General features: G+C 70.3%; 11 protein-coding genes and 1 pseudogene. 4 read left to right on the forward strand and 8 right to left on the reverse strand.

All coding sequences use genetic code 11. The features are described from left to right. Positions 1 to 79: 79 nt before the first annotated feature. Together LDL49_RS33780 and LDL49_RS33785 are read right to left on the reverse strand one after the other, a co-directional pair. Positions 80 to 910, reverse strand: a complete 831-nt coding sequence (locus LDL49_RS33780; RefSeq protein ID WP_225297185.1) for a glutamate ABC transporter substrate-binding protein — start codon at positions 908 to 910, stop codon at positions 80 to 82. 154 nt (positions 911 to 1,064) lie between these two features. Next, positions 1,065 to 1,661 carry a helix-turn-helix domain-containing protein gene (locus LDL49_RS33785; RefSeq protein WP_225297187.1) on the reverse strand — a complete coding sequence of 199 codons (597 nt, stop codon included), beginning with the start codon at positions 1,659 to 1,661 and terminating at the stop codon, positions 1,065 to 1,067. An 88-nt stretch (positions 1,662 to 1,749) separates the two neighbouring features. On the opposite strand from LDL49_RS33785, the gene LDL49_RS33790 reads away from it, so the two are divergent. Then, positions 1,750 to 2,064: a class I SAM-dependent methyltransferase gene (locus LDL49_RS33790; protein WP_225297189.1), complete on the forward strand. Its 315-nt coding sequence runs from the start codon at positions 1,750 to 1,752 to the stop codon at positions 2,062 to 2,064. A 199-nt stretch (positions 2,065 to 2,263) separates the two neighbouring features. Beyond that, positions 2,264 to 3,856: an MFS transporter gene (locus LDL49_RS33795; protein ID WP_225297191.1), complete on the forward strand. Its 1,593-nt coding sequence runs from the start codon at positions 2,264 to 2,266 to the stop codon at positions 3,854 to 3,856. Positions 3,857 to 4,153: 297 nt separating this feature from the next. Here LDL49_RS33795 and LDL49_RS33800 read toward each other — a convergent pair whose 3' ends face one another. Further along, positions 4,154 to 5,170, reverse strand: coding sequence for a LacI family DNA-binding transcriptional regulator (locus tag LDL49_RS33800; protein WP_225297194.1), 1,017 nt, complete (start codon positions 5,168 to 5,170; stop codon positions 4,154 to 4,156). 475 nt (positions 5,171 to 5,645) lie between these two features. Here LDL49_RS33800 and LDL49_RS33805 point away from each other — a divergent pair, with 475 nt between their 5' ends. Next, positions 5,646 to 6,281 carry a TetR/AcrR family transcriptional regulator gene (locus LDL49_RS33805; RefSeq protein WP_308016231.1) on the forward strand — a complete coding sequence of 212 codons (636 nt, stop codon included), beginning with the start codon at positions 5,646 to 5,648 and terminating at the stop codon, positions 6,279 to 6,281. A 108-nt stretch (positions 6,282 to 6,389) separates the two neighbouring features. Here the strand turns inward: LDL49_RS33805 and LDL49_RS33810 are convergent, their stop codons facing one another. After that, entirely contained in the window at positions 6,390 to 6,824 is a 435-nt protein-coding gene (locus tag LDL49_RS33810; protein WP_225297196.1) for a CocE/NonD family hydrolase C-terminal non-catalytic domain-containing protein, read from the reverse strand. 170 nt (positions 6,825 to 6,994) lie between these two features. On the opposite strand from LDL49_RS33810, the gene LDL49_RS33815 reads away from it, so the two are divergent. Continuing rightward, positions 6,995 to 8,524, forward strand: a complete 1,530-nt coding sequence (locus LDL49_RS33815) for a carboxylesterase/lipase family protein (protein WP_225297198.1) — start codon at positions 6,995 to 6,997, stop codon at positions 8,522 to 8,524. A gap of 8 nt (positions 8,525 to 8,532) precedes the next feature. Here LDL49_RS33815 and LDL49_RS33820 read toward each other — a convergent pair whose 3' ends face one another. From LDL49_RS33820 to LDL49_RS33835, 4 genes and pseudogenes are all read right to left on the reverse strand, one after another. Continuing rightward, on the reverse strand, positions 8,533 to 9,588 hold the full coding sequence (locus tag LDL49_RS33820) for a glycoside hydrolase family 3 C-terminal domain-containing protein (RefSeq protein ID WP_308016232.1): 1,056 nt from the start codon (positions 9,586 to 9,588) through the stop codon (positions 8,533 to 8,535). Between the two features lie 100 nt (positions 9,589 to 9,688). Next, positions 9,689 to 10,813, reverse strand: a pseudogene (locus LDL49_RS33825) (MFS transporter); the annotation flags it as partial. A 44-nt stretch (positions 10,814 to 10,857) separates the two neighbouring features. Further along, positions 10,858 to 12,621 carry a sulfatase gene (locus LDL49_RS33830; protein ID WP_225297200.1) on the reverse strand — a complete coding sequence of 588 codons (1,764 nt, stop codon included), beginning with the start codon at positions 12,619 to 12,621 and terminating at the stop codon, positions 10,858 to 10,860. Then, a complete protein-coding gene (locus LDL49_RS33835) occupies positions 12,618 to 13,229 on the reverse strand; it encodes a PadR family transcriptional regulator (RefSeq protein WP_225297202.1) in 612 nt (203 codons plus the stop codon). Before LDL49_RS33835 ends, LDL49_RS33830 begins: the two co-directional genes overlap by 4 nt. Positions 13,230 to 13,258: the final 29 nt, after the last annotated feature.

A 13,258-nucleotide genomic window follows, 5' to 3' on the forward strand; every position in this document is an offset into this window, starting at 1 on the left:
ATCAGCTGCAAGCGCAGCACATCGCGTGCCCAGGCGCCAGCGCGATGGTGGAGAACCCAATCCCTTCGTCAGCAGGCTCTTAGGCGCAGCCTTCGAACTGGGGCACTGAGGTGGAGATCGAAAGTCCCGTCGCGCCGAAGTGTTTGCGGAGGAGCTTGGGCGCTGTCCCGGTCTGGTACATCGCGGTGATGGCCCGGTTGACCGCCTCGCAGCCGGCCACGTCGCCGTGGCGTAGGGCGACGCCGTACCGCTCCTCCGTGAACGGGGCGTGGACGATGGTGTAGGCGCCCTTGTCCCGGGCGGCGAACCCGGCGAGGATCAGGTCACCGGTAGAGACCGCGTCCACCGCGCCGGACCTGAGGAGGTTCACACACTCCCCGTAGGTGCGGGCCGGGACCAGGACGGCGGCTACGCCGCGGCCCTCGATGATCCTCGATGTGGAGATGGAGCCCTGGGCTTCGCACAGCCTGCGCCCCGCGAGATCTCGTACATTGTCGATGTTCGTCGTTCCGTTGCGGACCAGGATGTCCTGCTGCGAGACGTAGTACGGCCCCGCGAACGTCGCCTGCATCTTCCGAGGTGGGCTGATGGAGTAGGTGGCCACCACCAGGTCCGCCTCGCCGGAGTTCAGCTTGGCCTCCCGGCCTTCCGACGTCGTGGCGATGAAGGAGACCTTCTTGCCCAGGTGGCCGGCCACATAGGTGGCCACGTCCACGTCGAAGCCCTCGAAGGTGCCCTGCTTCGTCCGCAGGCCCAGGCCGGGCTGGTCCGGCTTCACCGCGACGACCAGCTCGTCCTTGTCCAGGATGCTCGACGTATGGCGGAGGACGCTCATCCCGCAACCGGCCGATGCCAGGGTGATGGCCGCTGCCACGACGACTCGCGCGAGGCCGCCGAGTATCTTGCTCATCGCTCCTCCGGGGTGCGGGCCTGCCAACGCGGGCCCCACGGTAGGGAAGGACGATGAAGGAAGAGTGAACCTGCCGTGGCGGCACCCGGTCGAGATGATGACGGTGGCCGCGCGAAGACCTCCAGAGCGCGCGTCGGGCGGTCTCTGAACCTTCTTACTCGGCCGGGCCAGGTCTCGGTGCCGCACGGATGTGCGCGCGTTCGCCTTGTTTCCCGATGAGACTCAGAAACTCGACGGGACCGGCGCTGGTGGCCCCGAACCAGTGCGGGGTGCGCGTGTCGAACTCCGCGGCCTCCCCGGGCTTGAGGATGAGGTCGTGTTCGCCGAGTACGAGGCGGAGCGTTCCGTTGAGGACATAAGCCCAGTCGTAGCCCTCGTGGGTACGCAGGTGGGGTTCGGCGTCGTCGCTTCCGGCCGGGAGGACGAACTTGTAGGCCTGGATTCCGCCGGGCCTCCGGGTCAGCGGCAGGATGACCGAGCCGTCGCCGCCGGGGATGGGACGCAGATTGACGCGGGGGTCGCCGGTCGGCGGCGCGTCGACGAGCTCGTCGAGGGTGACCCCGTAGGCGCGGGCCAGCGGCAGCAACTGCTCGAGCGTGGGACGTCGCAGGCCCGCCTCGAGCCGGGACAAGGTGCTGGTGGAGATGCCGGTCTCCGCCGCGAGGTCGGCGAGCGTGACGTCTCGGTGCAGGCGGAGGCGTTTCAACCTCGGTCCGACGGCGTCCAGAGTGCGGTCAATGGCTTCGTCCATCCTGCCATTTTGCCATTTGGCAACAACGTTTGCACATCCGCCTTCTCTCTCAGCACCATGAGGAACCCACCGATGAGGAGGACGACCTATGACGTACGGATTCGACAAGGACTTCTGGGAGCGGCACTGGCAACAGCGGGAAAACGGGGGTTCCGGATCCATGAGCGGGAGCCCGCCGAACCCGTACCTGGCTCGTGAGACCAGCCACCTGACACCGGGCACGGCACTGGACGCGGGGTGTGGCGGCGGCGCCGAGGCGATCTGGCTCGCCTCCCAGGGCTGGCACGTCACCGCGGCCGACATCTCGTCCGAGGCCCTTTGCCCGCGCTGCCGAGCGCGCAGCGACAAGCGGGGCTCTGGGTGGGGCGACGAGCGGGGCTCCCGCGAGCTTGCGGTGGGTTGAGGCGGATCTGAGCGTCTGGAGCCCGGCAAGGAGTGGGAGATCGTCACCGCCGAAGAGCACCTCCGCACGCGCACCGGCCGAGCGATCCCCCCCACGACGTCGTCGTGCGCGCCACCCGACGCCGGTAATCACACCACCCGACAGCGCCAGGGCCCGCTGCTCCGGCGCCGATTCCCCTTGCCTCCATGAAAGGAATCCCATGAGTACGACTCCGTCCCCAGACACGGGAGCCCCCGACCCGACCATCCAAGACCCACGACAACGACGTACGATCTTGGCCGGGGTCTGCATCGCGCTCATGGCGGTCATCGCCTCTGTGTCCGGACTGAACGTCGCCCAGCCGGAGCTCAGCGTCGCGTTCGACACCTCGCAGGCCGAGGTCCTGTGGTTCATCAACATCTACACCATCACTCTGGCCGCGTTGCTCCTGCCGCTCGGCGCGATGGGCGATCGGTGGGGCCGCCGGCCGGTGCTGCTCGCCGGCCTGCTCGTCTTCGGCACAGCGAGTGCGGCGGCCGGCCTCGCCACGTCGTCCGCGTTCATGCTCGCCGCGCGGTTCCTGAGCGGCGTGGGCGCAGCGATGATCATGCCGGTCACCCTCGCGATCATCACCTCGACCTTCCCGGGCAAGGAACGCGCCAAGGCGATCGGCGTGTGGACCGGCGTCGCCGGCGGTGGCGGCATCTTGGGGATGTACCTGTCGGCCATCCTGGTCGACCTGGCGACCTGGCGCTGGCTCTTCGTCCTGCCGGTCGTGCTTGTCGTCGTCGCCGTCGTCATGGCGCTGCGATCCATCCCGGACTCGCGCCAGGAGTCAGGGCACGGGTTCGACGCCGTCGGTTCGCTGTCGTCCGTGGTCGCGCTGGTCGGGCTCGTCCTCTTCCTCCACGAGGGCCCCGAACGAGGCTGGACCGAGCACGCCACGCTGCTGAGCCTCCTCGTCGGCGTCATCGCCGCGGTCGGATTCGTGGCATGGGAGCTGCGCCGGCCGGCTCCGCTCCTCGACGTCCGCCTGTTCCGCGAGCGAGGTCTCGCGAGCGGTTCCGTGTCGCTCCTGGCGGTCTTCGGCGTACAGGCAGGGATCTTCGTGGTCCTCTTCCCGTACTTCCAGGCGGTGCTCGGCTGGTCCGGCCTGCGCTCCACTCTGGCGCTCATGCCGATGGCGCTGCTGATGATGTTCGCCTCCGGCCTCGCCCCGCGGGTGACCGCGCGCATCGGCGGACGCTCGACGATGGCCTCAGGGATCTTCCTGGGCGGCGTGGGACTGGTCCTCATGGCGACCTTCGTCTCCGTCGACGGCGGTTACCTCTCGATCCTCCCCGGCATGCTCGCCATGGGGCTCGGCATGGGTCTGACGATGACGCCCTCGACCGAGGCCATCACCACCGCCTTGCCGCGTGAGCGTCAGGGGGTCGCGTCCGCGCTCAACGACGTCACCCGGGAGTTCGGCGCCGCGCTCGGTGTCGCGCTGCTCGGGGCGGTCCTGACCGCCGGCTACCGCGGCGCCATCGACTCCCGGCTCGACGGCGTTCCGGCCGCCGCCGCCGGCGCCGCCCGCGAGGGCGTCGTCAACGCCCTCGCGGCCGCCGACGAGGTCGGCCCCCAGGCGCGGGCGCTGATCCGCGCCGCCCAGGAATCCTTCGTCGATGGCTGGCGGCAGGCCATGTGGGCGGGCGCGGTGGTCATGGCGGTCCTGTTCGTCTACGTTCTCGTGCGAGGCCCGCGGCAACGGCCTCAGGGCTCTGGTGGCGACAGTCGTGAACCCCACGATGTGGTCGCGGACCTGCGCTGACTCACGGCTTGGCGAGTGGTGTCATCGCGGTCTCGCGCTGTTGCTTCGACCTGCCACCGTGGCGGCGAGGGACACGCGCATGCATGCCCGCTGAGACCACGGTTCAGCCATGGGCCTTTCCCGATCGAGAGTGGTCAAAGGGAGTCGAATCGATTCGACTGGGCGCCATAAGCGTCTCTTGTCGCGATGGTCAAGAGCCCGGAAACGGTTGCGGCGTGTCGCCGTCATGCGGGCCGGACCCGGGCCGGACCTGGCCCGGACTCGGAGTGGACCTCAGGCGGCGAGTGCCGCTGGCCGTCAGGAGCGGGGCCGGGCGGGCCCGGTCGTGCCGCGGAGTGAGATCGGCGGGGTGACCAGGAGGTGGCGGTGCGGGGTGGCCGGGTCGGCGATGCGCTGGATGAGCAGCTCGACGGCGCGGGCGCCCATCTCGTCGGCGGGGACGTCGGCGGCGGTGAGCGGCGGGTGCAGGTTCTCGGCCCAGTGCTGGGCGGCGACGCCGGCGATGGAGAAGTCTCCGGGCACGGTCAAGCCCGTCTCGGCCAGCGCACGGTACATGCCGGACACCGCCGCCTCGTTGATGGTGGCGATGCCGGTCAGCTCCGGGTGCTCGGCGAGGAGCTGCCGCAGGCAGGTCTGTCCGGCCTGGGCGTCGTCGGCACAGCAGACCCGCACGCCGTGCAGGCCGCGTTCGGCGATGGCGCGATCGAAGCCGGCCTGCGCGCGGTGGCCCGGCCCGTAACCGGCGGCGACCAGCTCGGCGTTGCGGTTGACCAGCGCCAGCTGCCGGTGGCCGAGGTCGGCCAGGTGGTGGACGCACTTGGCGATGAGCGTCTCGTAGTCGATGTCCACCCAGGACATGTCCTCCGGCCGGCGGGTACGGCCGATGCCGACGAACGGCGGGCCGCCCTCCAGCAGCCGGGCCACCCGGTCGTCCTCCAGCCGGATCTCCATCAGGATGACGCCGTCCACGCGCCGGCCGGTGACGACGCGCTCGAAGGAGCGGTCGTGCTCGCCGCCCGACGGTGACAGCAGGACGTCGAGGTCGGCGCGGGCGGCGGCGTCGACCACGCTGGCCACGAAGCCGAGCTGCATGTCGGTCAGGCGCTGGCTGGCGGGCGGGATGACCAGGCCGATGGTGCGGGTACGGCCCTCCTTGAGCGCCCTGGCGGCGGCGTTGGGCCGGTAGCCCAGCTCGTCGATGACCGCCTGGATGCGGCGCTTGGTCTGCTCCGACACCGGGCGCTTGCCGGTGAGCGCGTACGAGACGGTGCTGCGCGACACACCCGCCCGTTTGGCGATCTCTCCGATGTTCACCCGTGCTCCTCGTACGATCCGCCGGCCGCGGTGACCATGGTAGGTCGAACCGGTTCACGAGATGGTACGTCGCCGGAGTCCATGATGAGGATGTGTCGCCTGTGGAGAACTTCGACGCCCGCACCGGCGAGGGCCTGCGCGACCGCGCCCACCCTGGACGGCCGGCGCGTACCTCATTCTCGCCGCCGCCCACGGCGCACCGCCACGCCAGTGCCGGTCACCGGCCCCAGAGCCGCCAGGTCTGGTTGAGCGGGCTGGCCTGGCCGGCCGGGTTGCAGGGCCACTGGAGAATGGGCGCCCTGGGGGCGGTCGAGACGGTGCTGAGTCAAACGGAGGGCACGGCCTCCGAACCGGCCCTTTGCATAAGCTGTCCTTCCATCACGCCTCGCCGTGCACGGCCGAGGACCTGCGACGACCTGAGGGACTGGGCCGTCGCGGGCTGCGCGAAGTCCCGGTGCGGTAGAAGGCGAAGATCATGAAGATGACACGAGACGAGCAGGTCAGCGCGACGCGGGAGGCCCTCCTTGCCGCGGCCGAGCGGCTGTTCGCCGAACGCGGGGTGCACGCCGTCGGCAACCGCCAGATCAGCCAGGCGGCCGGGCAGGGCAACAACGCCGCGGTCAGCTACCACTTCGGCACCAAGGCCGACCTGATCCGCGCGATCGCCCGCAAGCACGCCGGGCACATCGAGCACATCCGCGAACGCATGATGACCGACATCGCCGACTCCGCCGACCCGCGGGACTGGGCGTCGTGCCTGGTCCGCCCCTTCGCCGAACACCTGGAGACCCTGGGCAGCCCCACCTGGTACGCCAGATTCACCGCGCAGGTCATGGCCGACCCCGCGCTCAACGCGGTCATGGTCGACGAAGCCCTGACCGCCGCCCCGATCCTGCGGTTGTTCCGAGACGGCCTGGCCCGGTCCCTGCCCGGCCTGCGCGAGGAGATCCGCCGCGAACGCGTCACCATGGCCCGCCACCTCATCGTGCAGATGTGCGTCGAGCGGGAACGGGCCCTCGCCGACCACGCCCCCACCTTCCGGCCCACCTGGGACGACACCGCCAAGGGGCTGATCGACGTGATCGTCGCGATGTGGCAGGCACCCATCTGACGAAGGCGTCTCGCGGCCGAGCACGTGCCACAGGGCCGTGCCGTGACCCCCGCCGGAGCGTGTGCCCCAGCCGCCTGGGCAGCACCGGTCATTTCCCGGGCTTTCGGCCTAGGCCGCCGACGTCATCCGGCGGATGGGGAGGATCACCGCCGACGGGTGCTGCGGGTCGTGGAAGACCTGCTGGTCGGCGACGCGGAGGGTGGTGGCGGAGGCGCGGGGTTCGCCGGTGCCGGGGTTGCGGTTGTAGCGGGGGAAGGCGCCGCTGGAGATCTGGACGCGGATGCGGTGCCCGCGCTTGAAGCGGTACGCCGTCGGCCACATCCGCACTTCTGCCGTCGACGTCTCGCCGGCAGAAGTGAGGCTGATCAGGCCGTCGCAGACGTTGGTCGAGCGGCCGTCGTCGCGCTCGCGGCGCAGCGGATCGAAGGGGCCGTCGGAGCCGTCGCGTATCGGGACGCGCAGGTCGCGCTCGACGGTCAGATCCCTGGTGAGGGGCGGGGGCAGGCGCAGCATGCGCTGGACGAGGTGGCTGTTCAGGTTCATCGAAGGCGGCCTCCGGGGGAAGGGGCGAGGGCGGGGAGGCCGCCGGCCAGCGCCATCGAGAGGCGGAGCAGGCGGTCCGTCAGTTCCTCGGGGTCGAGGGGGTCGTCCGCGTCGACCACCCATGTTAGAAAATGGACAACTGTTAAATCAGTCGTTTTAGGGAGCCTGAGATGTCCGGAGTCGAGCCCGAGGTCCGCACCACCGCCGGCGTCGTGCGCGGTCGTACCGAGGACGGCCTGGCCGTCTTCCGCGGCATTCCGTACGCCGAACCCCCGCTCGGCGCCGCCCGCTTCCAGGCGCCGCGGCCGGCGCGCCGCTGGGACGGCGTGCGAGAGGCGGACGAGTTCGGCCCGCCGGCCCCGCAGGACACGAACATGGGTGGTAACAGCGGCGGGGAGCTCTTCAAGGGCGCGGGCGACGACTGGCTGACGGTCAACGTCTGGACGCCCGCCCCGGACCCGGCCGCCCGTCTTCCGGTGATGGTGTGGATCCACGGTGGCGCCTACAAGCTCGGCTTCTCCGGCAGCCCCGGCTACGACGCCCGGCACATCGTCCGCGACAGCGACGTGGTGTTCGTGTCGCTGAACTACCGCCTGGGCATCGAAGGCTTCGCCGGCATCGAGGGCGCGCCCGCCAACCGGGGCCTGCTCGACCAGGTCGCCGCGCTGGAGTGGGTGCGGGACAACATCGCGGCGTTCGGGGGTGATCCCGGCCAGGTGACCATCCTCGGCGACTCGGCCGGCGCCGGGTCCATCGCCTCACTGATGGTCATGCCGAGCGCGAGGGGCCTGTTCCGGCGGGCCGTCGGGCAGAGCCTGCCGGGTACGTTCCTGTCCGACGCCCTGGCCCGGGACGTGGGGGTGGCCATCGCAGCCGAGGCCGGCCTGCGTCCGACGGCCGAGGAACTGTCCGGCGTGGATCCGCGGGAACTCCCGGCGGTCGGCCAAGCGCTGACGTCCAAGATGCGGCAGTACGAGGACCGCTGGGGCTCCTTCGCGCATACCTTGACCCCGTTCTCTCCTGTCGTCGACGGCGAGGTGCTGCCGGTCACGCCCTGGGAGGGACTGGCCGGCGGCGCGGGACGGGAGGTGGAGCTGATCATCGGCCACAACCGCGACGAGTGGCGGACGTTCCTGCTCCTCGGCAACCTGTTCGGCAAGGTCACCGAGGAGCAGGCGGCGCAGACACTGCGGCGCTACGGCCCGGGCGAGGACGGCGAACGCGCCTACCGCGCTGCCTTCCCGGACGCCTCCGCCGAGGACCTGTTCGAACTCGTGCAGAGCGACTGGTTGTTCCGCATGCCGACGCTGCACCTGGCCGAGGCCCAGGCCGCCGGGGGCGGGCAGGCGTACCTGTACGACCTGACCTGGCAGTCGCCGGGCACGGGCGGGCTGCTGCGGGCCTGCCACGGCCTGGACGGCCCGCTGCTGTTCGGCACCTACGACGCCCACCTCGGCCCGGTGACCATCGGCCCGGAGCACACCGCCGAGGCCCGCGCACTGACGACGCGGATCCGCACGGCCTGGACGGCCTTCGCCGCCACGGGCGATCCTGGCTGGCCCGCGTACGACCCCCGGCAGCGCCTGACCCAGGTCTTCGACACGACACCGTCCGTCACCGCCTACCCCGAGGAGACCTCGCGCCGCCTGTGGCAGGACCACACCTTCGAGGCGCTTCCCCTGCTGACCGCCGGAGGCTGACGCGGGGGCTAGGAGTTCGCCATCCGGAGCAGGTCGTCGATGGCCGGTGGGAGCTGCCCGGTGTGCGAGGCGCCCATGCTGAGCAGGGTGGCCAACGGGATCTGGGCGATCAATGGCTGGCCGGCCGGGTCGGTGAGGAAGGACGGTCCTTCTCCCGAGGCCTTCGCGATGATCTCCTGCCCGCGAGGGTGGGCGAGCCATTCCGCGAGCGTGCTGTCGGCCGTGAGAGCGATCGGCGGCACCTCCAGATCGAGATGGACGCGCTGCTCCAGCGGCAGGCCGCGGGAGGAGGGGCCGACGTGCACACCGTATTCGCCCGGCTCGGCCACCCATCGCCCGTGCCGGGTGCTCCAGTAGCTGAAAGCGCGGGCGTCGAGCTCGATCACCACGCGGGCGCTCTCACCGGCCGCCAGGCGCACCTTGCGGAAGCCGCGCAGCTCGTGTACCGGACGGTCCACGTCCGCGACGGGGTCGCTGACGTACACCTGGACGACGTCGGCGCCCTCGCGCGCGCCGGTGTTCGTGACGGTGACCTCGACGCGCGCCTCGGGCCGGGCCGGGTCGGGTACGTGCACGGACAGCTCGGAGTAGGCGAAGGTGGTGTACGACAACCCGAACCCGAACGGGAAGGCGACGTCGCGCTCGGTGCGGTCGTACCAGCGGTAGCCGATGTAGAGCCGCTCCCCGTAGAGCACCTGCCCCGCCGAGCCCGGCCAGTTGACGTGCGCGGGAGTGTCGCAGAGCCGGTGCGGGACGGTCTCCGCCAGCCGGCCGGAGGGGGCGGCGTGCCCGAAGATCAGATCAGCCGCGGCGCTCCCGCCCGCCTGGCCGGGCAGCCACATCTCCAGCAGGGCCGCCGCCCGATCAGTGAGCGGGCCGGTCAGCACGACGCCGCCGTTGCTCAGCACGACCGCGACCGACGGGTTGACCGCGGCGACCGCCTCGATCATCTGGAGCTGTACCGCCGGCAGGTCCAGGTCGTCGCGGTCGAAGCCCTCGGACTCGGCCTCTGACGGCTCGCCGAGGAACACCAGCACCACGGCGGCGCCGCGAGCGGCCTCCACCGCCTGCGCGAGCAGGGCCTCGTCGGCTGCCCCGTCCAGGCGGAACGCCGGGGCGAACGTGACCTCGCGCGAGGTGGCGGATCGTCTCGAACACCGTCAGCCAGATCGCGTACGCCTGGCCGCGCAGCTCGGGCAGCACGACCGCGGCCACGATGGGGCGGTTGACCGGCGGGTTGAGCCCCTGGCAGGCGCCGAGCAGGGCCCAGAAGACCGCGTACACGGCGATGCTCTCGTACTTGAACTGCGTGCCGAAGAAGGCGATGACCGCGAACAGGATCTGGGCCAGCTGCAGGACCAGGACACGGCCGCGGCTCGGCATGAGCCGGTCGATCCTCGGGAGGACGAATCCGGCGCCCAGCGTGGCGACGCTGTAGCCGATCCCGAACGGCAGCGCCACCAGGATGGCGGTGGAGTTGGAGATGCCGCGCTCGGTGACGAGGAACTGGACGCCGAAGATGACGATCAGCAGGTGGCCGGACAGGAGACGGCTCAGCATCATCACGGTGTATGTGGGGATGCGGAACAGTCCGATGACGGAGGCGACGGTGACCTTCGCCTTCGGCCGCTCCTCGGCGGCCAGGTCGGCGAGCTGCTCTTCGGCGGCCCCGATGGCCGGGTCCTTGTAGAGGGCGAGGACCAGGAGCCCGGCGGCGATGCAGACCCCGCCGAGGGTCCACAGCGCCCAGCGCCAGCCGTCGTCCAGCCCGACGAAGGCGGCCATGACGGGGCCGAGCACTATGCCGGCGACCTGGAGCGTTCCGAAGAAGATGCCGTTGGCGCGGGCGCGCTGCTCGTCGGGGAAGGAGTCGGCGATGACGGCCATGGTGATGGGAGAGCTGCCGATCACCGCGGCGGACATGAGGGTGCAGCAGATCAGGAGCTGGACGAAGTTCTGCGAGAAGCCGGCGGCGATGCCGAACAGGCCGCCGGTCACCGTCGTGGCGGTCAGTGTGGCGCGCCGGCCGATCCGGCCGGCCAGCCAGACCCAGAACGGCCCGGCGGGAACGCTGGCGATCTTGCCTAGGGCGGCGATGAGGCCGAGGTGGCCGCTGTTGAGCCGCAACGCGGCCGCCAGCGTGGGGAAGACGGTGTTGATGAGGCCGGCTTCGGTGTTGTCGACGACGCTCACGCCGGAGAGGACGGCGAGATTGCGCCAGCGGTGGGGGATGTTGGCGGCCTGAGCCGCTCCTGGCTGGAGGGAGGTGGTGGAGGAGCTGGCATCCATGGGGTGCCCCTGTCTGTGCGGTGGTGCGATGGAGCGACGTCGCCTCAGGGGGCTGAGGTGACGGGTGGTGCCGAGAGAAGGCTGAACTGCTCGTCGATGCGGCGCAGGACCGCGGCGGGCACGTAGCCGTAACGGGCGAGATCGAGCAGGCTCATGGAGGCGGGGGCGGAGAGCATCTCCGACTGCACCAGCGCGGGGGCCTCCTGGGCCAGGACGTCCTTGGCGCCCGTGAGCTGCAGGAGCTCCAGAAGAGGGGTGCGGAGCAGGGCGGGCGCGTGGAATTCCGCCGGCGCGGGCAGCGGCGCGGCGACGGCCGCCGCACGCTCGCGCTGCTCGCCGACCAGCAGATGCTCGCGGGTGATGTCGCCCTCGCGGGGGAGGCCCAGGCGCTCGAACTGGCTGGGCGGGGCGTCGGTCTCCACCATCAGGCGGCGCAGCAGCTCGATCATCCGCAGTTCCACGTCGTCGTCGGCGATCGGCGCTTCCTGCGCCGGGTCGTTGTGGAGGTCGAACAGGAGCGTGCCGTGCTGCCAGGGGTTCATCCACGAGGGCGAGGCGGGTATCCGCATGGTCCGTACGCCCTTGGTGAAGGTGAAGGGTTCGGCCGGTTCCCACTCCTTGAGCTCCTGCGGTGAGAAGCGGGCGCGCATGTGGGTGGGCATGAGGGTGAACTCTTCGAGCGGTCCGTTGGCGGCGTCTTTGCCGGCGCGCATGTAGACGTAGCGGCCGTCGGTGACGTTGACGTGCCCGCCGTGGATGCCGAAGAGCGCGCCGTCACGGACGGGTTCGGCCTCGGTGAGGTCCGCGCCTTGCATGTCAGGGGTCGGTTCGATGCCGAAGTAGCGCAGCATGGTCGGGGCGATGTCGATGGTCTGTGCGAGCGTGCCCCGCCGCTGGTCCCGGTCGCCGGTTCTCGGGTCCCACAGGAACATCGGCAGGTGGACGAGCTCGTTGAACCAGGGCATGACGGATTTGGCCCACCAGCCATGCTCGCCGAGCAGGAAGCCGTGGTCGGTGTTGACCAGGAGCAGGGTGTCGTCCCACATGGCGTGTTCGTCCATGAAGTCCAGGACGCGGCCAAGCGAGCGGTCGCACATCGAGACCAGGGCGGCGTATTCGTTGCGGGCGTGCTCGACCTGGTCGCCGGGTTCGAGGACCTTCTGGTACGGCGGCCAGTCGAACTCGGGCCCGTCGTAGTCGTGCGGGTAGAGGTCCTTGTAGCGCTGGTGGGTGAAGAACGGCTCGTGCGGATCGAACATCTCGATCTGCAACAACCACCGGTCGGCCGCGACGTTGGTTTCGAGGAAGTGCAGGCCCGCGTCGACGGTCCGGGTCTGCGAGTGCTCCGCCTCGGTGGCCATGTAGGTGCGGTTGACCGCGTCCTGCCGCTTCATCGCCTCGAACGGGCCTTTCGGGGCGTCGCCGACCACGCCCTTCCACGGATCCCCTTCCTGGCCACGGAAGAACTCCCACGTGCTGTACCGGGTGTGGTAGGTCGCGCCGCCGTCCTCCCAGTAGTGCGGATGGTCGGAGACCAGATGGGTGTGTACGCCCGCCTGCTTGAGCATCTCCGGCATGGAGTCGTCGAACGGCTCCAGCGGCCCCCAGCTGCGGTGCAGGAAGTTGTACCGTCCGGTGTGCATCTCCCGGCGCGCGGGCATGCACGGCATCGAACCGGCATAGAAGCGGTCGAACGTCACCGCCCTGGCCGCCAAACGCGCGAAGTTGGGCGCGTCCACGAAGGTGTCGGCATAGGGCGAGAGCATGTGCCTGTTCAGGCTGTCGAACATGACGATGATGGCCTTCATCGCGCCGTCTCCTCCGTCCGCACGATGGTCGGCGCGGGCCCCTGATTGAGCGGCTCCCCGTCGAGCAGGCGCCGGCGGAGCTCGATGAGGGAGGCGATGTGCCGGTCCATCGCCTCGGCCCCGCGCCGATGAAGCCACTCGTCCATCTGGTTCCCGAGCGCGACGTCGTAGCCACGTGGGGGCTCGTCATGGCGGCTGCGGTCACGGTGGCGGTAGCGCGCCACTTCCGCCACCCGGGTGTTGATCTCGACGTCGAGGATGGCGATCACCTGCTCGACCGTCATGAAACCGGCGCCGCCCAGGCGTGCGTACAGGTCGGGGTCCTGAAAGCGGGTGGGCGGGTTGTAGGGGCGCGTCAGCCAGTCGATGTAGACGGTGTGGCCCTCTTCGGTCACGTGGTAGCGCTTGGCGTTGCTCGCCCCGGGGCGTTCCTCGATCGTGTGCTCGACCCAGCCGCGCTCCTCCATCCCCGCCAGAGTTCGGTACGCCTGGCTCATGGTCGTGTTCGAGCGAGCGAACCGCCCGTGCGTGTCGAAGAACTTCTTCAGTTCGTAGCCCGTACTGGGACGGTCCAGCAGCGCCCCGAGGAGAAGGATCTCAAGCTTCATCAGATGTGCCCGTCGTTGTAACGAAGGTA

The sequence above is a fragment of the Nonomuraea aurantiaca genome (assembly GCF_020215705.1).
Classification (GTDB): domain Bacteria; phylum Actinomycetota; class Actinomycetes; order Streptosporangiales; family Streptosporangiaceae; genus Nonomuraea; species Nonomuraea aurantiaca.

Bases quoted from the DNA above. Each gene is read 5' to 3' on its own strand.
- LDL49_RS33780 (WP_225297185.1), bottom strand. From the start codon at position 910: ATGAGCAAGATACTCGGCGGCCTCGCGCGAGTCGTCGTGGCAGCGGCC.
- LDL49_RS33785 (WP_225297187.1), bottom strand. From the start codon at position 1,661: ATGGACGAAGCCATTGACCGCACTCTGGACGCCGTCGGACCGAGGTTG.
- LDL49_RS33790 (WP_225297189.1), top strand. From the start codon at position 1,750: ATGACGTACGGATTCGACAAGGACTTCTGGGAGCGGCACTGGCAACAG.
- LDL49_RS33795 (WP_225297191.1), top strand. From the start codon at position 2,264: ATGAGTACGACTCCGTCCCCAGACACGGGAGCCCCCGACCCGACCATC.
- LDL49_RS33805 (WP_308016231.1), top strand. From the start codon at position 5,646: ATGAAGATGACACGAGACGAGCAGGTCAGCGCGACGCGGGAGGCCCTC.
- LDL49_RS33810 (WP_225297196.1), bottom strand. From the start codon at position 6,824: ATGAACCTGAACAGCCACCTCGTCCAGCGCATGCTGCGCCTGCCCCCG.
- LDL49_RS33815 (WP_225297198.1), top strand. From the start codon at position 6,995: ATGTCCGGAGTCGAGCCCGAGGTCCGCACCACCGCCGGCGTCGTGCGC.
- LDL49_RS33830 (WP_225297200.1), bottom strand. From the start codon at position 12,621: ATGAAGGCCATCATCGTCATGTTCGACAGCCTGAACAGGCACATGCTC.
- LDL49_RS33835 (WP_225297202.1), bottom strand. From the start codon at position 13,229: ATGAAGCTTGAGATCCTTCTCCTCGGGGCGCTGCTGGACCGTCCCAGT.